This window comes from Pseudomonas sp. AL 58 (genome assembly GCF_036348395.1).
Taxonomy (GTDB): domain Bacteria; phylum Pseudomonadota; class Gammaproteobacteria; order Pseudomonadales; family Pseudomonadaceae; genus Aquipseudomonas; species Aquipseudomonas defluvii.
The window spans coordinates 104259-122752 of the sequence record NZ_JAZBQR010000005.1 but is presented as its reverse complement, the minus strand read 5'-3'; the positions used below and the strand labels follow the sequence as shown (position 1 = coordinate 122752).

Genomic DNA, 18494 nt, shown 5'->3' with positions numbered 1-18494 from the left:
AAGAGGAAATGACTTAGCCTTTGACTGCCGAGCAAGGGCCCAGCAAGCGCCAGACCTGGCTGTCTGGGGCAGGGGCTGTACCCTTGACCCACTGTTTTGCCGCATAGCGTTGCCCGTGGTAATGCACTTCATTGGGCGCGGTGTAATAGCGCTGGGCACTCCAGGGCACCGGGATGGTGCTAAGCAGGCTCCAGGCGTCGTTGCTGGAAGGCGGAGCGGTGCCTGTCGACCAAGATGAGATCCACACCGCGTGCTCGGCGCTGACTTTGATACCCGAGGCGTAATCCTTGGCCTCCCACGGCGTTACCTGCTCGGCCTCGGGGTCTCGATAGTCGCACCCTGACGGTGCCGCAGTGATCGTCACGGTCTGTTCGGCAGAGGTCACACGGTGCCCCGCACTGTCGCTGGCGCGGGCGCTTACGCGATAGACGCCTGCGCCCACGTTGTTCCAGGTAAAGGTGTAAGGTGACGTGCTGTCTTGCCCGATCACGTCGGTGCCACGAAGAAACTCCACGAGGTGAATTGTCGCGTTGCCACTGGCAGTGGCGTTAGCGCTCAGTTGAACCGTCGCAGGCTCTACGGTTCCGCCAGCGACGGATACGCTGACTTCGGGGGGCTTGGGGCTTGGGTCTGGCGCAGGGTAGTAGGCCGCTACAGTGGGCGCCGCATCGCGCAATACACGGGCGTTGTCATGCTTGTCTTTCGACCCCAGAGGCAAGCCCTGGTAACTCATCTGGGCATTCGACCAATAGTTGATACGGCTGCAGCGCTGGCTGGTGCTACCCGGGCACTCATAGGCCATGACGGTACGCCAATGGCCGGGCCAGCGAATACCATGGGCATAAACAGGCGTGACAGGTGCGTCGTACTGGTCCGGATCATGCCGGGCAGCCAAATTGTGGCCCAACTCATGGGCGAAGGTATGGTTGCTGAGGCACTTCGGGTCGGCGATGCTGACGCCGGCATTCTTGTTCAAGGCGGTGTAGGCCAAGCCACACACATCGGGTATCACGGTGAGCAGGCTAAGCAGGTCGGCCCGACTGGCATCTCGTTGATACCGTGCGGGTTGTCCCAATTGTGCATCGTTGACATTCCACAACCGGGAGAGCACCTCTTTGCCGGTTGCAGTGCCCGATTCCGTCCAGTCGATGCGCTGCACACCGGCATTTTCAAACTGCACATTGATCTGACTGTTTTCCAGGCCGCTATTGGCCATGGCCAGCGCATTGGCGACGCTGGCGTCCATGTCGGGCATCAGCTCGAATGCTTTATTGGAAACCAGTGTCAGTACGCGAATCACAACGGGGGCCGCGTGTGCCGCGGGTTTGGCGGGCGCTGCCGGCGTTGTTGCAGGCATGCCCGCAGGCTCCTCGTTGACCTCGTCATTGCCCTCGGGGAATTTTGACGCGTCGACTTTGACGACCGCATGTCGCCCGTCACCCAACGGCTCGATGCGATACAGTTGGCCATCAACCTTGACCACCCCCACCAGATGCGCGCCATGCCGTGTCAGGTAGGCCGTATTCTGGTCATCTGTCGGGCCTTGCCTGGCGCTGACGGTACCCTGCCAAGTAACAATGCCATCAGGCTGAGTACTGATTCGGGCCTTGTGGAATACCCTGGAGACTCCGGCCTCAAGGTCCAGTTGCAAGTCCCGGCTGGTTGCAGCGATTAATTCGCCCTGTACCTGAACCAGCGATATCGACAGGGTCGTCTTATCGTCGGCAAGGTGTCGCAGAACAGGATTGGCGCTGCCGCGCAGTTGTTGTAATGGCTCCTCGGCCAGTGGCTTCAATGGCCGCTCAGCCGCATGAGCGAGCAGGCTCATGCCTAGAGACACAATCACGATGACCGATTTCAAACGTCGCGCCATTTCGCCACTCCTTCCTTGTTCACGAATGGGGTCAAAGTAGGCGCTGCGCGAAGAGGTCGTCTACTGACAGAAATACCAGGGGGGGAGGGAAATGGTGGTTTGAAGAGGGCCTACGACAGAGGTCGAGCGACGGATTGCTGGAACCGCTGGCCGTTCGCATGACAGAATATGTGACTGCATAACGTTTGCTGAAGGCTCCACTCCCAGGACTGGTACCTTCCCGAAAGGATGGTAATACATGACTGATTTACTGACCCGACGCCAGGTTGTCGCCGGGATCAGCCTGCTGGGCCTGGGTGCTCTCGTAGGTTGTGATAGCTCTGGTGGCTTGTCGTTCAAGCACGGTAAAGACATGAGCAATCAGATCCTCGGGCGCTCATTCAAGCTGAAAGACCCTCAAGGCAATGAAACAACCCTGTCGAGTTTCCGTGGCTCGATGCCCATGGTGTTCTTCGGCTTTACCCAATGCCCGGCGATTTGCCCGACGACGCTGGCACGTGCGGTGCAGATCAAGAAACTGATGGGCAAGGATGCCGATTTTCTTCAGGTGATCTTCATTACGCTCGACCCCGAGCGCGACACGCCGCAGGTGCTCGATGCTTATGTAAAAGCCTTCGACCCTTCGTTCGTCGCATTGTCCGGCACGCTGGAAGAGACTGCACAGACCGCCAAGGAGTTTGGCGTGTTCTACGAGAAAGTCCCTAGCGGCGAGACCTACACGTTGTCCCATACGGCAACCAGTTTTGTTTATGACTCCCGAGGCGTGCTACGTCTTGGCCTGTCGCATTCCCTTACGGCAAAGGAATGTGCAGAAGACCTGCTTACTGTTATGGAGGTATGTTGATGCGTTCCACATTCGCTAGCGCAATGGTAGTCAAGCCACTCAACCGCGCTGTGGCGCTGTTCATGCTGCTGGGCGCAACATTGCCTGCGGTAGCGCAAACCGTCGTTGATGACGCCTGGGTACGGGCCACGGTTCCTCATCAGGCAGCAACCGGAGCATTCATGAAAGTGACTGCCGACAGTGACAGCACGTTGCTCAGCGTTGAGTCCCCGGTGGCCAAGACCGTGCAGATCCATCAGTCGCAGATGAAACACGACGTCATGAGCATGCAGCCCGTGACGTCGGTGGCGCTGCCGGCAGGAACAGCCGTTACGCTGGAGCCTGCTGGCTACCATGTGATGCTGATCGACCTGGTCAAGCAGATCAAGGAAGGTGACGCGGTACCGCTGACGCTGGTGGTGAAAGATGCCAAGGGCCAGCTGCAACGCATCAACGTCAGCGCGCCGGCACGCGCACTGAACATGCCAGACCATGGCCACATGTCGGGTCACATGCACATGGAGTAATCCTGTTCCAACCGGGACGAGTCCGCGTCGTCCCGGTGCTTCAGAACGGTTCGCCGATGTATTTGAAGGGGTAGTCGATGTCCTTGTACCGGCCGATTCTGCGTTTTGGCAATTTGACCTTCGGCTGTTTGATTTCCTTGTAGGGGATTTGCGCAAGAAGGTGTGTCAGCAGGTTAAGCCGAACCCGCTTCTTGTCCTCCGACGGGGCAACGAACCACGGGGCCCATTGAGTGTCCGTTGCTTTGAACATCTCGTCCCGGGCACGTGTGTAGTCGTCCCAGCGATTGAAAGACAACACATCCATCGGCGACAACTTCCAGGTTTTTCGGCCATCGGTAATTCGTGCTCTGAGGCGACGCTCCTGTTCTTTGGGGCTCACCTCCAGCCAGTATTTGAGCAAGATGATGCCCGAGCGCACGATGTGCCGTTCAAACATTGGCGTCAGCTCAAGAAACGTGCGCACCTGGTCCTCGTCCGCAAACCCCATGACACGTTCGACACCCGCCCGGTTGTACCAACTGCGGTCGAAAATCACCACTTCACCACTGGCCGGGAAATGCGGCATATAGCGCTGCGAGTAGAGCTGGCTTTTCTCCCGCTCGGTAGGTGAGGGTAGTGCGATAACCCGAAAGACCCGCGGGCTGACACGCTCTGTCAATGCCTTGATGGTGCCGCCTTTGCCTGCGCCGTCGCGCCCTTCAAAAACCACCAGAACCTTTGCACCGGTCTCCACGACCCACTGCTGTAGCTTGACCAGCTCAACATGCAATGCCTTCAGTTGCTTTTCATAGGTCTTGCGGTCGAGCTTTTTTTGCGATGGCTTGGCAGGATTGCGCGCTGTAGTTTTCTCGTTTTTCATCGTTGCTCCTTTGCGCTACACAGCTCTATTGGAGTGAAGCGTAGCCACTGCCATCCGATATGCGTTGCCGATAGTCGGCGCCTGAACGGTATGTGTGCTCACTTCACTCAGGGTGTACGACGGACCAGGCGGGCCACCCACGGGTTGGCGCTCAGACCATGCAACAGCACACTCAGCAGAACGGTACAAATGGCGGTGGCGACCAAGGTGCTGGTGGACGCCAGTGGGTAGTCAATGATCATCACCGCGAAGACAATTGTCGCCAGCCCTCGCGGGCCGAACCACGCCATGAACAGGCGCGTCTCAAGGTCGAAGCGCGTTCCCAGCAGGCACAGTAACACGGGAAGCATACGGACGAGGGTCAAGCTGAGCAGGGCGTATAGCCAAATATCCCAGGTCAGGCTGCTCCACGCTTTCGGTATTACCACCGCACCAAATACGCCCCAGGTGAGCACCGAGAGCAGGCTGGCAAACTCTTCGCTGGCCTGAAGCAGGTGATGCTTCTGATCCTTGAACAGGTACCCGGCAAGCAGGCCGCCGACGAATGCGGCAATAAAGCCGCTGCCACCCAGCACTTGCGCCGTGGCAAAGCACAGCACCGCAAGCCCCGGCAGGGTGAGTTGCGACCATACCTGCATTTGCCACTGATGTTTCCAGGAGAGCTTTTGTAGTTGCCAGGCGATGAGCGTGAGAAGTACCCCGCTGAGCGCACCAATGCCCAGCTCTTCGGCGACCAGTTCCAGGGCAAGTAGAACCGGATGCTGCGCTTGTTCCTCAACCAGTAACGCCAGAAAAAGCAAAAGTACCGGTACGCAAATCCCATCGTTAAGGCCGCTTTCTACGTTAAGCCCCTCGCGCACGGGTTCGGCGACCTTCGGATTGGTGACGACGGCTTTTCCCAGCGCCGCGTCGGTAGGCGCGAGTAGGGTTGCCAGGATTGCAAGCTCTATCAGCCGTACCTGCGGGAAGACCCAGAGCCCCACCAACCAGCCCAGTACGATGGTCAGCGGCAGACCGATCAACAGCAGGCGTAACGGCAACCCCTCATGGGCGCGCAGTACCTTGAGGTTTGCATTGGCAGCATCGCTGAACAATACAATGGCCAAGGTCAATTCTGCCAATGCCCTGAGGCCATCCTTGTCTATCCGCGGCTGCAGAATGCCCAAGAGCGCAGGGCCGAGTACGATCCCCACGAGCATGAACACCAGGGGGCCATTGAACAGCCGCTTCTCGAAACGCCCGGCGAAAATGCTGTAAACCAGCAGGAAGGCTGTGAATAGCGCAAGGTTCTGGTACATGTGCGGTTACTGTGGCGATGGACAGGTACTGCGCCCGTCACTGGCTGCTTGTGTAATCAACGTTGCCAGCGCTTGAACGTTATGCTGGTGCGCGGCAACCAAGTCCTCAATCGTTACCCCCGAGGCCGTTCTGAATACGCTCCGACAACTCAAGGAGGGCGTGTTGTCCCCTGTGGTCAACGCGCGAAGCCGCCATTTGGTCTCGAGCAAGGCGTATTGCCCAGGCACCGAGTCGAATCGCTGAACATCCAGCCTCAAGCCGATCTTGTGCGAGGCACCATTGCTGGGGAGCAAATCGACAAGCGCACTTTGCAGTTCGTCGGCGAGGCTCGCGCCCCACCATTCTGTCTCCAGAACGGCCAGGCCACTGTTGCCTTGGCGAACGACAATTTGCGGGCGGTCGACCTGCGGCGGCAGACTGAGCCGTTCAATCTGGATATCGAGGTGGCTGGAGCCCGATACGGCGGGGGCCTGGGTTGGCATCAGGGTGTGATAGTGAATCGGATCGCTGCGGCACGCTGTGAGCAACAGTGCCAAAGCGATCGACAATGGTTTGAGCGGTAGCCGCATGGTGCAAACTCCTGCAATCAGTTACGCGAGGGTTCCAGGTTTTCTGCGGGTGCATCCTTGGGTCTGCCGCGCAACAGCGACTCGGGATGACGCCCGAAATAGTCCGACAGCTCCCGCAGGGAGCGCGACATACGCCCCACGTCATCCAGGGTTTGCTTGAGCTGTTCTCGTTGTGGCGAGTCGTCGGCCAGGGTCGTATTTGCCGATTGCAGGGTTTTGCTGATTTCTTGCAATGTGCCGTGAACACCCGGCAGCGTGTTGCTGTTGAACTGTTGCAGGCCCTTGCGCAGTTCCACCAGATTACTGTCCAGGTTGTTGGCGATGCGCTCCAGTGGAAGTTTGTCCAGCTTGTCGAGCATTGACTGAAATTTTTCCTGCAGTTGCTCCAGGCTTCCTGGCACCGTAGGCAAGCTGACGGGGCGCGCGTTTGGATCGAAGACCACCTTCTTCGCATCAGGGTAAAAATCCAGCGCAATATACAACTGCCCGGTCAGCAGATTGCCACTGCGCGCCTGAGCCCTGAGGCCATTGTCGATGAAGGTGCCGAACAGGCGTACGCTTGCCTGTTCGTCACTGGGATCATGCTTGAGCGCCTTGAGCATCTTGGCGTGAGCGGGCCCCAAGCGTTGCGGATAGATCACAATGCCAATGTTCGCCGGGAAGCTGTGGCGCTGCTCATCGTAGTCCAGGTTGACCGAGACGACCTTGCCGATGTCGATGCCAAGAAACTCCACCGGAGCGCCGACCTTCAGGCCGCGCAGTGCTTCATCGAAACGCAGTGACAGGTACTGCGCCTTGCCGTTAGGTGGGGCGAGGGCGGTTTCCTGGTCGGCAAACAGTTCAAAGGGAGAATCCTCAAGTGCTGGCCGGTCGTCAGGGCTGTAGTCCGGTGCACGAAAGGCGATACCGCCGACCAACAAGGAAGACAACGATTCAGTGCTCACCGCAAACCCATTAGCGCTGAGTTCGACGTCGACGCCGCTGGCGTTCCAGAAACGGGTGTCATTGGTGACGAAGGCATCATTGGGCGCATGGACAAACACTTCAATGTCCACGCCCTTGCCATCGGGCGCCAGGGTGTAGGACACCACCTGGCCGACGGGAATCTTGCGGTAATACACAGGCGAGCCAATGCCAAGCGAACCCAGGTCAGGCGCGCGCAGTATGAAACGCTTTCCCGGCTCGCCGTAGGTGATGGGAGGAGGCACCTCCAGGCCTTTGAACGCCTTGGATCGCCCCTCACCTTGACCGACATCGGCACCGATGAAGTCACCGGACAGCAGCGTGTCGATGCCAGAAACACCGCCGGCGCCTATGCGTGGACGCACGACCCAGAACTGCGAACCGGTGCGGGTAAAGTGTTCCGCCTGTTTATCCAGTTTCAGGGTTGCAGTCACATTTTTCTGGTCGCTGCTCAACTGGACGTCAGTGACTTGGCCAATCACGACGTTACGGTATTTCACCGGCGTTTTGTTGGCGGTCAGCCCCTCACCGGTCTTGAAGGTGACAGTAATGACAGGCCCTTGTTGCAGCCAGTTATGCACCACCAGGGAAATGCCCACCAGGACTGCAATGATCGGAACAATCCACACCACCGAAACACTGACGCGGCGGGTCTTGATGCTGGGCTGGCCGGGCATGGCTTGGCTATCAGGGGTTGCTGGCTTCATCCATGCGCTCCTCGGTTTTTTTGGGTTCCCATATCAGACGCGGGTCGAAACTCATCGCCGAAAGCATGGTGAACACCACCACCAGGCCGAAGAAGAGAATGCCCGGGCGCGGTTCAATGTCGCCAAGTGCCTGAAACTTGACCAGTGCCGCCACCAGGGCGACCACGATGACGTCGAGCATTGACCAGTAGCCAATGACCTCGACGAAGCGGTAGAGCTGCGCTCGCTCTCTGCGGGCCCAGTCACTCTGGCGTTGTACGGTGACCAATAGCAGGGTCAAGGCGACGAATTTGGTCGCGGGTACGGCGATACTGGCGATGAAGATAATCGAAGCAATGTCCCAGGCGCCGTGCCCCCAGAACTCGATGACACCACTCATGATCGTGCTGTCGGCACCACTGCCGAACAGGCTCGTGTTCATCACCGGTAAAAGGTTGGCAGGGATATAGAAGATCAAGGCGGCAAGCATATAGGCCCAGGTGCGGGCCAACGCATCAGGCTTGCGTACGTGCAGCGCCGCGCCGCAGCGAGGACAGGTGTGCGGGTGATCGGTCATGTCGCAAGCCATGTTGCAGGCATGGCACAGGGCAAGGTTCAGCTCGGCGGCGAGTGCAGGCGTGCTCACGGCAACATCTCCCACAGTTCGCGAACATCGCGCCCGGCAACCCTTATGATCAGCAAGCTCAACACAGCGAGGGCAATCAGGCCTATACCGGGCAGCACATCCAACATGCCCGCCAGTTTGAAAACTGCGACCATCGCGCCAAGCAGGCACACCTCAAGCATGCTCCAAGGCCTCAAGGTCTCAAGCCAACGCATGCACAGCTTGAATGCCGGAGAGCGTTTGGCGGCCATCGCAAAGGTCAGCACCCAGATCAACAGCACGAGTTGAAAGAGCGGCGCGATGATGATGGCGATGGCTGCCACGAGTGCAATGAAAGTGATAGGCCCGTTACTCAAGGCCCGCACCGAATCCCAGAGGGTTGCGCTGTTGCTCAGGCCTTGCAGGCTGATACTCATGACCGGGTAGAAGTTGGCGAAAATCCACAGCACTGCCGCCGTAAGGCTCAACGCCAGACGTTGCTGCAAGGTCATTCCGTTGTAGCGTTGAAGCACTGCGCCGCAACGCTGACACAAGGCTTTCTGATGTTTGGCAAGCGTGACTTTTTCGTACACGCAGTCACAGTGTTCGCAAATGATCAGACGATCAGTTTTCACCATGATCTGTGCTCTAGCAAAGGGCGAGGAACCGCTGTCACTAGCTCAATATAGAAGTGCGCTGCAATTGAGCAAATCAACCGGCGCGTTTTTAATCGCCAAGCGCTACTGTAGCCCCATAGTTTTTCACTTTGCTGCCCGCTTGAGGTGGCAGCAGCAGGGGCGGAGTGCCCCCACTGCAAACGGGTGTTCAGAGATCAAACGTGATGCCGGTGTAGAGCGCACGCCCGTCGCCAGGTGAGTGCAGTGACGCATCGGCGCCATCCGGGTCGTACCAGACGTATTCGTAATAGCGGTTTGTCAGGTTCTTGAGCTGTACGTCGACACTGACCGACTCGGTTACCTTGTAGACAGCACCAAGGTTCATCAATACATAACCGCCGTAGGTACCTTGGGTGTTCTGCCGTTCCAGGTAGTAATTGGTCTGTCCATTCATCCATGCCGTCAACTGCAGGGCAGGTGTGGCCTGGTAGCTGACGCCGGCGTTGTACAAATGATGCGGTACGTGGTCGATTTCCTGGCCTTTACTGTCAGGCAAGGTCGCACTGGGCTGCAGGATCTTTGAATATTGCCAGGCGTAGGCCATCCAGAAATCGATACGCTCGTTGGGATACATGTTCACCTGCAGGTCGTATCCCCAGCGCCGGGTTTCACCAACGTTGTCCGATTCTCCGCTCGGGTCGTTGAGACGGCGGCTGACTTCACCGGTGGCCTCCTGTTGCCAATAGGCGATACGTCCATCGACCCAGTCACTCGGGGTGAATTTGACGCCGGTTTCCCAGCCCTCATTGATCGAGGGTTCCAGGTCGGTGGTACGCGGAGGAATCTTGTACGCGGCTGCGCCTGTACCCACCTGAAATGTACGCCCCCAGTTGGCATAAACGCTGGCCACTGCCCAGGGTGAGTAAACAATGCTGAGCTTGGGCTGTTTGATCAGCCCGTAGTCGTTGATGTCGTAATCCGTGCCGGTCATTTCATTGGTGAAATCACCCTGGATTTTATCGACCCGGTAGGCAGGGACGATTTTCAACGACTCGAACGGTTTGATCTCGGCCTGAACATAAGCACCGTACGTGTCAAAGTCGAATGCTTGATCCCGCGTCTGGGATTGGCGCACACGAGACTTGGTTTTGTAACGCTCACTCTTGTTCTGTTGCTGTTGCACATCTGCACCGCCTTCCAACGCAAAGTCATACAACCCGTTGACTTCAGGGCGCCAGGTCAGGGAGGTAAGGGCACCGTATTGGGTTTCATAGGTGTCGCGCTCCTGTTGGGAGCTGGTGCGCCAGTACTGTGTCCAGCGACGGTCATCGTAGGTATTGACGTAGGTTTTAGCCGACCAGGCCAGGCTGTCGGTCAGCTCGGTATCGAAATGCAGGCTGACCTGGTTCATCCGCCGCGTGCCCTTGTCCGTCGCGTTGTAGCTGTTGGTCATAGTGGGATGATGGCGGGCGTCATCTTCTGTCAGGTAGCCGGGCTCCTGAGCTTCGGTTTCATAGTGACGGGCAATCAGGCCTATACGGTAGCTGTCGTCGTCCGGGGTATAGAACCACTTGCCTGACATGGAATACCGGTCAGCCTCGGCATGGTCACGGTAGCCATCGGCTTTCTGGTAGGCAATGAAGTAGTTTTGAGTCCAGTTGCTGCTTTCGATGCCCTTGGCCAATTGGGTCTCTTGGGTATTGAAGCTGCCATAGCGGACCCTGGCCTTGGTGTAGTCACCGCTGGTACGGGTCAACATGTTCACATTGCCTGCGATGTTGTTCAGACCGTAACGCGCATCACTGGTGCCGCGCACCACCTCGATGCTGTCGAGTTCGAGGGGGAAAATCATGTCCATATACGGCATGTTGCCGTCGTTGCTGTTGCTCGGAATGCCATCAATCAACAACTTGACGGCATTCACTTCGCCTTCACCGTTGAAGCCTCGGAAAGAAATTTTCCCCGAGGTAGTGCCTTGGTTGAACTCGGTGAGCATCACCCCCGGTGCGCGGCTGAACAGCTCCCAGCTGTAGTTGACTGGCATTTTTTCGAGGATATCACCCCCAAGAATATCGACAGAGCTGACTACGCTGCTGGTTGCCAAGGGGCCTGCTGCTGCACCTGAAACAGTGACAGTGCCAAGGGTGAGTGTGGAGTCTTCGCTGCTGGAGGTTGCTGCAACGGCGATTGAAAGCGGATCAAATGCAGACAGGCTGGCGCTGAGCAAGGCAAGAAACGAGCGGGAAACAACGCGTTGTTTTACACGCGGCAAACTACATGGAGCAGGCATAACGCATACGTCCTGATAACCAAGAAAACTCAATCGTGCCAATGGGCGGTGCGAAATCGCCCAAGGCCCGGCAATGAATGCCTTGCCAGATACGGTCTGGAAGGACTGGACTTAGTGATCAGGCAACAGGAGAGGCGCGGGGGTTGAGACGTGGCCAGAGCCGGCGGGGAGACGATGGTGGAAGCACCGGATTGCGCAGTTCGGCATCGACAGCGAACAATCCCAAGACATGCCGAACGTATGGCGAAGGCAACGCAGCCTGGCCATTGTGGCCACAGCAGCAATCGCCATGCTGCATACTGATTTTCAGTGACGCGGGTGCATGCGTATCGATCAGTTTGTCGAGCGCAGGCACGCGAGGGGTAGAAGGGTTTGCGGAGCAGAAACCGCCCCACAGCGGCAACTGCACATCTTGCGTCTGTAGCGCACGGCCTATGGGCATGGCCAGCAGGTTGAGCAGCACAGCCAGGCAGGCAATCCAGGGGCTTATGCGTTTCAACGAGGCCATTAGGGGAAGGGCTGAGTTAAGAAGCCACTATTTAGCCGCAGTGGGGCGCAGATGTAAAAGCGCGTCAGTGTGCCATTTTGTCACATCCTGCGTGAGTGTATTCGGCCACTCCTGGCAACGGCGCGGCGAGCGGCTGGGACAGACGTTCTCTACCATAAAGCGCCAGTGCGACCATCAACGTACTTAGCCAGACAAATATCCCCGACCAAAAGGTATGGGACATAAAGTGCCAGCCTTGCAGCACCCGCGTCGTGCCGAAGACAAAACCAAGCAATAGCGCCCCCATCAACACCTTTCTAGTGTGTTGCCAACGGTAGCGTCGCGCAATGAAGTACAGGGCCAGCATACTGAAGCCACCGGAAGCATGACCCCCTGGCCAACATCTTCCAGGGCCTGCCTTTTGCCACAAAGAGAAGTTATGGAACCACTCCATGCGAATTTCCTTGCCGCCATACAGTGTGGTTTCTACGGGGCAATACACGCCCGTGTGGCTTTTCAGGTAGTGGATAACACCCGTGCTCAGAGAAAAGGCCAATAGGACAAACAGAAAATCGCGGCGATAACGGGTGGTAAAGCGCAACACGGGCGCGATACGGAAGGCTTCCAGGACAGTTGTGACCCGCGATTGGGGATGAGGGGCGAGGCGAGGCCAGATAAACGACAGCAGCGAGCCGATGATCGCTATTTCACCTGTCCAGTCCGGGATTACCCGGGCCCATTTATGAGTGATCTTTTCAAACAGTGTGTTGTGTTCAAGTGGAAACACACCGGTGACGGGGTCATAGAGCAGATCGCTGAATAAACGGTCAAGGTCTGCCAGGTCGAACAGGACAAACACCGCCAACGCAAACAACAGGACATAACCCACGTTCACCCGATAAAACGCTTCACGCGATATGGCCTGCATTGTTAGTTCACCGCTTGCTGTGCGACTTTCTGCCACTCATCAGCTGAAATGCTACCGAGAATTCGTGGCAGGCCTTTGTCACTGACTGAAACAAACAACGCCTGTGCATAGGCAATCGAGCGTTCGCCGCCTGGCACATTCTGCTCACGTTCAAACTGATCGATACAGCCACTGTGAGTCACCAGCACCAGATTCCGATTGGGCGTCTTGTGCTCAAGCACATTGTTGGCAAACCCCTTGTCGCAGAGCTTCAACCAGTCTTGACTGGCGACCGCATTACCGACAATCCAATCAGCTGTCTGCTGTGTCCTTAGCAAAGGACTGGCGAAAATATCGGTTTGCGCAAGACCAAACGATTTGAGTCCCTTGCCGACCTGTGCAGCGGCCTGGCTACCATTGATGGTAATCCCCTCGGGCGCAGCAAGGCAGGGCGCCTTTGAGCGATCGCAGCGTTCCGCGTGGCGTATCAGTACAACAACTTCGCCTTTTTTCCAGCCCTCATAAACGCCGGCTTTGGCCATCGCACCGCTGGCGCTGAGGTCCGGCACATGCGGCCATGCCATGAACCAGACGGCAAGCGCCCCCAGTACAGCTGCCACCGCAAGGCCAGCGGCAAGTTTGAGAGGGCGCGCGTACTTGTGGCGTAGCGCAAGCGGAAGGGCTTCTGCCCGGCCAATCACTGCGTGCAGCATCATGCAACTCCAGTGCAATATTTTTGAGGGGGCTGCGGCAAAGCACCGCGAAAGAGCGTTGTGCGCAGAAGATAGCGACGCGGGAAGAAATGACTCGTCAAACGGGTGTGAAGGGCGTGTGAAAACGGCTAAGGGTCAGTAGCCGTCAAGCACCTGGCAATTCATCCGCGCGTCCCCACCCGGCAGGCCCGGGCAGGGAAGCACAAGGGTAGTGTCACTGTGTGACAGAAAGAGGTGTTTTGGGGCAGGCCGTTCCAAGGCCGATCAACAGTGCGCGCCGTTTTGGTTTCAGATAGGGCTCAACCTGCGCCAGCACGCAGGGTTGCAGTGCGTTGAGTTCTGCCGGGAGTGGTGCCTGGACAAACAGCAACCCGGGGGCCTCGGTGCGTGCCAGCGCCTGCTCGGCACTTATCGTCGCAACTGGACGCCCCATGTAATAGACCAGGCGCATATCCGGGGGGAGCAGGCTGTAAGCAGGCAGTTCAGGATGGGCTGCAGCAGCGCTACTGATTTGTGGGAACCCAGCGATCCGATGCGCAAAGGCTCTGGACTCGAAGCCCATATAGAACACGGTAAAGCCCGCCAGCACGACAAGCGGCAGACCGATCATCAGCTTGCGCCAGGCATTGCCCACGCGCGACAACACCTCGCTCCACTGCCAGGCCAGCAGCAATGCAACCGCCGGATAGGTGGGTAGCAGGTACTTGGCGTGTTTTTCGGTAAACAGTGAGAAGAGGACCAAGGGCAGCACACTGCAGCAAAACAGCAGCATCAGCTCGGGGCGTTCGCGAAGGCTGCGCCACAGTTGGCGCGGCTGAACCAGCAACACCAGCCAGAATGGAAAGAAGTCGCCAGCCAGGTACAACAGGTAGGCATACCAGGACTCAGCCCCCTGACCGGAGATTTTTTTGACAATATCTTCATTCAGAATGCCGGCCCAAATGCTCCAGCCCTCCTGCAGCGAAACAGCCAGGTACCAGGAACTACCGATTGCCAAGGCGATCAGCCAGCCCCATCCATCACACAGGTAAGCCTTGGCCTTTGCCGAGCGCGTAATGAGTGCAAATGCCAAAACAGGCGCAGTCACCCACAGTAAGCAAACCGGCCCCTTGGTCAGCAGCGCACAACCCAATACGGCGTAGCTGAGCCATACCCAGCCCCGACGACCTTCATAAAACAGGTACTGCCAGGCGGCAAGCAGGGCCATGAAACATAGGCCCGTAAGTGTCATTTCAATTTCTGCGCGGCGCGCGAAGAGGCTGAAGCCGGCATTGGCAGCAAGAAAAATCAACGCGAACAAACCAACCTGACGCCCTGCCAGGCGCACCCCCTGCCAGTAGACAAGGCCGCAGCAAAGCGCGGCAAACAGGGCTGACGGCAGGCGCAGGCTCCATTCGCTCAGTGCCCCCAGCATTTGAGAGGACATCAGCGTCAACCAGTAGAAGAGCGGCGGCTTGGAGAGGTACAGATCACCGTTCATATACGGCAAAAGCCATTGACCGGTTTCCAGCATCTCTCGAGAAGTCACGGCACGGCGCGCCTCGTTCACACTCAAGAGCGGTATGCTGCCCAAGCCCCAGAACAGCAATAACAAGACCAGCATTAAAGCGATGATGGTGAAGGCGCGTGTTGCGTTGCCGGCAGCAAACTTCATGTGCAACCCCCTCAAACAGCCGCGTCAGGTGTATTTACTGTTTCTTGAACTGGTAAAACAGGTTCGGCTCACTGACCACATACAGGTTGCCATCACTGTCCATCGTCATGCCTTCGGCCTGAGGTGCGCTCTGCTTCATGTCGCTAATACCACCGCGCAGTGAACGAGTGCTGACAAAATTCCCGTCCTGATCCAGTTCGGTGATGGACTTCGATTGATCACTCAGAATCAGCATGTGGCCAGTGGCAGCGTCGTAGTAGCCATCCGACATATCCCTGGCAAAGACACTGCGATCGACCCACGAAGTAAGGTCAGCCACTTTGATCTTCAGTGGCGCCCCTATTGAATTAATCATCCCGGTGACTTCAAACAGCTGACGGGGATCCCGTTCCTTGATGGCGAACAACCGGTCATGTTCAGCATCGTAGGTCACACCCTCAAACCCTTTGTTTGTATTGGTAAGATTGATCGCCAGGCTGATGAATTGAGTGTCATCGGCTTTGATCGGGCGAACCTCTGTCGGCAGGGTGACCACGTTGAGTCGTTGCAGGTCTTCGTCGGCTACCACCACACGGCCGTGCCCCAGGTAGGCCAAGCCTTCGGTGTCTTTAAAACCCTCCAGCGGGTAGCGACTGACGATATCGCCAGCCTTGCTCAGTACCAACAACTCCATTGGCGTGTTGTTGGTGATGGCCAGCAGGCGATTCTGATCGTAGTCGTACGTGATGGCTGAGAGATTCCTCAACGTGCTTTCCACCACCTTTCCATCAATGACCACCTTGTAGTCAGGTAACCAGATGTTCTGACCAGGCGCCGTGTCTCCTGCCCAGGCAGTGCGTAATTGAGCGTAGATCTGCTGATGTATGAAATAGCGTGACGATGCGGTATAGGCCAACACGAGCACGATCAACAATAACGCTGCGCCAATCCACTTCGGTGTAGCGAGAACCGGTAGCCCACGCGCTGTTTTCCCTGCAACTGAAATCACTGCATCAATCTCCAGGCAATACGAGGTAACCAGGCCGCTGACGGCCTGGTGATCAAATCAAGGAATTACAGGGGGCTGGTGTGCCAGCTGAAGCGGTACACGTTGGTTGGCGGTGCCGGGCGGCAACTACCGTTATCGGCGTCGGCACCGACCAGGAACCACTGCGCGCGCGACGTTTCGCCTAATTTACGAGCCTTGTCTGCCTGGAAGCAGCGCTCAAGTTCACTGGCGGGTACCAGTGCATAGGCCTTGGGATGCTCATGCAACCATAAGGCAGCCTGGTCGATCTTCGATCCGCTAAGGAAGCCAAAGTGGATAATTGGCTGCTTCGCGAACAACCAGTGCCCTTCGCGCCAATTGACAAGCACCAGATCGGCACCTTGGGTCAGTGCGGCGGTCTCGTTCATCAGCGTTTCATGTGGATTGCGACCTTCCTTGTGAGCTTCGACAAAACCGCGAGCAAACCAGAGGCAGAACCACAGGATCGCTACTGCTGTGAAAATCTTGCGCCCCATGGGGCGCTGGCCGAACCAGCGGCGAAGCAACCAAGGCACCAAGGGGGCAGCAACCAAGGCCAGGCCTGGCAGCGCCGGGTAGATGTACAACTTGCGTTTGCCGGTGCTCAAGCAGAAGAACAGCACCACGAGAATGACCCAGCCCAGCAATACCAGCACACGCCCGTCGTGCTTGAGCAGTTGCCGGCGCCACGCCGGTACCAGCCAGGGCAAGGCGAGGAACATCGGCAGCCAATACTGCGGGATTACCTTGACGAAAAAGTACCAGAACGGTTCACGGTGATCCCATGCACTGGCGTAGCGATGAGCGGTTTGGCGTAACAGAATTTCCTTGATATAGGCCAGCTCTGCAGCATTGCCGCTCGACAGCGCCGTTACCACCAAAGGTACTAGCCAGACTGCAATGGCCAGCAGCATGACCAGCAACCCCAGCCACCAGCGTCGCCCTTGCCCAGGCATGGCAACCACACCCTTCCAGCCCTTGCTGACGGCATAGGCGTAGGGGATCAACATGAGCGCGGGGACAAAGCCGACCCCTTTACTGATCACCCCGAAGCCCATCGCCGCACAGCCCAGGTAGAACCAGCCCCAGGCGGGACCAAGCAAAAGATGACGAACCAGGCCGTACATGCCCAGCGCCACCCACAAGCATAAAAAGCTGTCGATCTGGCCAGTACGCAGAATACTGTAGGTCTGGTAGGTGGCAAGGAAGAGCAGGGCAGCAATGCGGCCGACGCGGCGGTTCCACAAACGACGCCCGAGATCATGCAGCACTACCGTGGCGGTGACCGCCGAAAGTAGCCCGGGCAAGTACAATGCGACCTTTGGCAGGCCCGTCAACCAGGTGAAGAACGCAACCGCCCACATGAACAACGGCGGTTTATCTGGATAGATTTCAGCGGCACGATGTGGAATGAACCAGGAACCGCTTTGCAGCATTTCCAGAGCCACACCAAGAAAGCGCTCTTCGTCGACATTCATTGGTTGACGCAAGCCGAGGCCGGCGCCCACCAGTACAAGGGCTAGCAGGGCAAACGCGAGGCGTTCAGTCCTGTGGGAGGTGAACATACGCACCAGGCTTATTCCTTAAGCGTTTTGTTACGGGCAATCAGCTGCAGATTGCGCAAGTAGACGATGAAGCCGAAGGCTTGACCGGCGATGAAAACCGGGTCTTGCCGGTAGATCGCATACACCAGCAGCAGTGCACTGCCAAGAATGCTCAAGTACCAGAACCCCACAGGAATCAGGCTGCGTTTTTTGACTTCGCTATAGATCCACTGAAGCAAAAAGCGCCCGGTAAAGACAGCCTGCCCGGTAAACCCCAGTATGAGCCAGAGTGTTTCCCGAGTAATGTTCATACATCCACCTCTTGGGGGGTGGCGTCGAAACGGGTACGGCGGATTAGCCACCAGACACCCAGCAGGTCAAGAATCCCCACCAGTGCACGGTCCAGGTTGCCGTACTTCGAGGTCCCGGCCTGGCGATGGCGGTGATTGACTGGATGCACCAGCATTCGGCCTTTATTGCGCTGGATAAGTGCTGGCAGGTAACGGTGCATATGATCGAAGTAGGGCAGGCGCAAGAACGCTGCCCGCTCTATCAGCTTGAGCCCGCAACCGGTGTCTGGCGTAGCGTCCTTGAGCATGCGGCTGCGCAGGCCATTGGCGAATCGCGAAGCCCAGCGCTTGCTGGCCGTATCACGACGGTTCACCCGGTGTCCTGCGACGAGTTTGATGCCGTCGGCATCGCCTTCACTGCCACGAACCAATGCGATCATGCTTGGGATATCGGCGGGGTCATTCTGGCCGTCGCCGTCGAGCGTCACCAGCCAGTGCCCATGCGCGGCCTGGGCGGCGTTATAGATCGAAGTGCTCTGCCCGAGCGAACGCGCCTGATGCAAGATTCTCAACTGATCGAAACCGCCGCTTTTCAGGTTGCGCAGTTTTTCCAGCGTGTTGTCGGTACTACCATCGTCGACCACGATAATCTCGTACGCTTCGCCATCGAGAGCTGCACGTATCTCGTGCAGCAAAGGTGGTAGATTTGCCGCTTCATTCTTTGCTGGAATCAGCACAGAGATGTAAATGTTCTTGCTCATGACGCTCCCGCAACTATTTCTA

At 57.5% G+C, this 18494-nt stretch carries 18 protein-coding genes; 2 read left to right on the top strand and 16 right to left on the bottom strand.

Annotated elements, in window-relative coordinates; all coding sequences use genetic code 11:
* Positions 1 to 13: 13 nt before the first annotated feature.
* Complete coding sequence (locus UIA24_RS08180) at positions 14 to 1873, bottom strand: zinc-dependent metalloprotease family protein (RefSeq protein ID WP_330522606.1); 1860 nt, start codon at positions 1871 to 1873, stop codon at positions 14 to 16.
* 238 nt (positions 1874 to 2111) lie between these two features.
* Between UIA24_RS08180 and UIA24_RS08175 the strand changes: the two genes are divergently transcribed.
* Both UIA24_RS08175 and UIA24_RS08170 read left to right on the top strand, forming a co-directional pair.
* Positions 2112 to 2717, top strand: a complete 606-nt coding sequence (locus tag UIA24_RS08175) for an SCO family protein (RefSeq protein WP_099774788.1) — start codon at positions 2112 to 2114, stop codon at positions 2715 to 2717.
* A gap of 23 nt (positions 2718 to 2740) precedes the next feature.
* Positions 2741 to 3223: a copper chaperone PCu(A)C gene (locus UIA24_RS08170; RefSeq protein ID WP_442963009.1), complete on the top strand. Its 483-nt coding sequence runs from the start codon at positions 2741 to 2743 to the stop codon at positions 3221 to 3223.
* Positions 3224 to 3263: 40 nt separating this feature from the next.
* Here UIA24_RS08170 and ppk2 read toward each other — a convergent pair whose 3' ends face one another.
* The 15 genes from ppk2 to UIA24_RS08095 form a co-directional block, all read right to left on the bottom strand.
* Complete coding sequence (gene ppk2 / locus UIA24_RS08165) at positions 3264 to 4082, bottom strand: polyphosphate kinase 2 (RefSeq protein WP_330522605.1); 819 nt, start codon at positions 4080 to 4082, stop codon at positions 3264 to 3266.
* Positions 4083 to 4189: 107 nt separating this feature from the next.
* Positions 4190 to 5380 (bottom strand): cation:proton antiporter, encoded by a 1191-nt coding sequence (locus UIA24_RS08160; protein ID WP_065757780.1) that lies wholly within the window; start codon positions 5378 to 5380, stop codon positions 4190 to 4192.
* Positions 5381 to 5386: 6 nt separating this feature from the next.
* On the bottom strand, positions 5387 to 5950 hold the full coding sequence (locus UIA24_RS08155) for a PqiC family protein (protein ID WP_065757779.1): 564 nt from the start codon (positions 5948 to 5950) through the stop codon (positions 5387 to 5389).
* Positions 5951 to 5967: 17 nt separating this feature from the next.
* A complete protein-coding gene (locus tag UIA24_RS08150; RefSeq protein WP_330522604.1) occupies positions 5968 to 7620 on the bottom strand; it encodes a PqiB family protein in 1653 nt (550 codons plus the stop codon).
* On the bottom strand, positions 7601 to 8245 hold the full coding sequence (locus tag UIA24_RS08145; RefSeq protein ID WP_178081694.1) for a paraquat-inducible protein A: 645 nt from the start codon (positions 8243 to 8245) through the stop codon (positions 7601 to 7603). Before UIA24_RS08145 ends, UIA24_RS08150 begins: the two co-directional genes overlap by 20 nt.
* Positions 8242 to 8841 carry a paraquat-inducible protein A gene (locus UIA24_RS08140; RefSeq protein WP_065757776.1) on the bottom strand — a complete coding sequence of 200 codons (600 nt, stop codon included), beginning with the start codon at positions 8839 to 8841 and terminating at the stop codon, positions 8242 to 8244. Before UIA24_RS08140 ends, UIA24_RS08145 begins: the two co-directional genes overlap by 4 nt.
* Positions 8842 to 9028: 187 nt before the next feature.
* On the bottom strand, positions 9029 to 11110 hold the full coding sequence (locus tag UIA24_RS08135; protein ID WP_330522603.1) for a TonB-dependent receptor: 2082 nt from the start codon (positions 11108 to 11110) through the stop codon (positions 9029 to 9031).
* Between the two features lie 118 nt (positions 11111 to 11228).
* The gene (locus tag UIA24_RS08130; RefSeq protein ID WP_330522602.1) at positions 11229 to 11618 is read right to left on the bottom strand and encodes a DUF2946 domain-containing protein; all 390 of its coding nucleotides are present in this window, start codon (positions 11616 to 11618) and stop codon (positions 11229 to 11231) included.
* Between the two features lie 64 nt (positions 11619 to 11682).
* A complete protein-coding gene (locus UIA24_RS08125; RefSeq protein WP_330522601.1) occupies positions 11683 to 12525 on the bottom strand; it encodes a phosphatase PAP2 family protein in 843 nt (280 codons plus the stop codon).
* 2 nt (positions 12526 to 12527) lie between these two features.
* Positions 12528 to 13046, bottom strand: a complete 519-nt coding sequence (locus UIA24_RS08120; RefSeq protein WP_330522600.1) for a histidine phosphatase family protein — start codon at positions 13044 to 13046, stop codon at positions 12528 to 12530.
* 385 nt (positions 13047 to 13431) lie between these two features.
* Positions 13432 to 14871 carry an ArnT family glycosyltransferase gene (locus UIA24_RS08115; protein WP_330522599.1) on the bottom strand — a complete coding sequence of 480 codons (1440 nt, stop codon included), beginning with the start codon at positions 14869 to 14871 and terminating at the stop codon, positions 13432 to 13434.
* A gap of 34 nt (positions 14872 to 14905) precedes the next feature.
* Positions 14906 to 15799, bottom strand: a complete 894-nt coding sequence (locus UIA24_RS08110; protein ID WP_330522738.1) for an SdiA-regulated domain-containing protein — start codon at positions 15797 to 15799, stop codon at positions 14906 to 14908.
* A 125-nt stretch (positions 15800 to 15924) separates the two neighbouring features.
* Positions 15925 to 17442, bottom strand: coding sequence for an ArnT family glycosyltransferase (locus UIA24_RS08105; RefSeq protein WP_256587988.1), 1518 nt, complete (start codon positions 17440 to 17442; stop codon positions 15925 to 15927).
* A gap of 11 nt (positions 17443 to 17453) precedes the next feature.
* The gene (locus tag UIA24_RS08100) at positions 17454 to 17732 is read right to left on the bottom strand and encodes a lipid-A-disaccharide synthase N-terminal domain-containing protein (RefSeq protein ID WP_099774808.1); all 279 of its coding nucleotides are present in this window, start codon (positions 17730 to 17732) and stop codon (positions 17454 to 17456) included.
* A complete protein-coding gene (locus tag UIA24_RS08095; RefSeq protein ID WP_102052330.1) occupies positions 17729 to 18472 on the bottom strand; it encodes a glycosyltransferase family 2 protein in 744 nt (247 codons plus the stop codon). The genes UIA24_RS08100 and UIA24_RS08095 overlap by 4 nt, the downstream gene beginning before the upstream one ends.
* Positions 18473 to 18494: the final 22 nt, after the last annotated feature.

Coding starts and splice junctions, on each gene's coding strand:
- UIA24_RS08180 (WP_330522606.1), bottom strand. CDS start 1,873: ATGGCGCGACGTTTGAAATCGGTCATCGTGATTGTGTCTCTAGGCATG.
- UIA24_RS08175 (WP_099774788.1), top strand. CDS start 2,112: ATGACTGATTTACTGACCCGACGCCAGGTTGTCGCCGGGATCAGCCTG.
- UIA24_RS08170 (WP_442963009.1), top strand. CDS start 2,741: ATGGTAGTCAAGCCACTCAACCGCGCTGTGGCGCTGTTCATGCTGCTG.
- ppk2 (WP_330522605.1), bottom strand. CDS start 4,082: ATGAAAAACGAGAAAACTACAGCGCGCAATCCTGCCAAGCCATCGCAA.
- UIA24_RS08160 (WP_065757780.1), bottom strand. CDS start 5,380: ATGTACCAGAACCTTGCGCTATTCACAGCCTTCCTGCTGGTTTACAGC.
- UIA24_RS08155 (WP_065757779.1), bottom strand. CDS start 5,950: ATGCGGCTACCGCTCAAACCATTGTCGATCGCTTTGGCACTGTTGCTC.
- UIA24_RS08150 (WP_330522604.1), bottom strand. CDS start 7,620: ATGAAGCCAGCAACCCCTGATAGCCAAGCCATGCCCGGCCAGCCCAGC.
- UIA24_RS08140 (WP_065757776.1), bottom strand. CDS start 8,841: ATGGTGAAAACTGATCGTCTGATCATTTGCGAACACTGTGACTGCGTG.
- UIA24_RS08135 (WP_330522603.1), bottom strand. CDS start 11,110: ATGCCTGCTCCATGTAGTTTGCCGCGTGTAAAACAACGCGTTGTTTCC.
- UIA24_RS08130 (WP_330522602.1), bottom strand. CDS start 11,618: ATGGCCTCGTTGAAACGCATAAGCCCCTGGATTGCCTGCCTGGCTGTG.
- UIA24_RS08125 (WP_330522601.1), bottom strand. CDS start 12,525: ATGCAGGCCATATCGCGTGAAGCGTTTTATCGGGTGAACGTGGGTTAT.
- UIA24_RS08120 (WP_330522600.1), bottom strand. CDS start 13,046: ATGGCCAAAGCCGGCGTTTATGAGGGCTGGAAAAAAGGCGAAGTTGTT.
- UIA24_RS08115 (WP_330522599.1), bottom strand. CDS start 14,871: ATGAAGTTTGCTGCCGGCAACGCAACACGCGCCTTCACCATCATCGCT.
- UIA24_RS08105 (WP_256587988.1), bottom strand. CDS start 17,442: ATGTTCACCTCCCACAGGACTGAACGCCTCGCGTTTGCCCTGCTAGCC.
- UIA24_RS08100 (WP_099774808.1), bottom strand. CDS start 17,732: ATGAACATTACTCGGGAAACACTCTGGCTCATACTGGGGTTTACCGGG.
- UIA24_RS08095 (WP_102052330.1), bottom strand. CDS start 18,472: ATGAGCAAGAACATTTACATCTCTGTGCTGATTCCAGCAAAGAATGAA.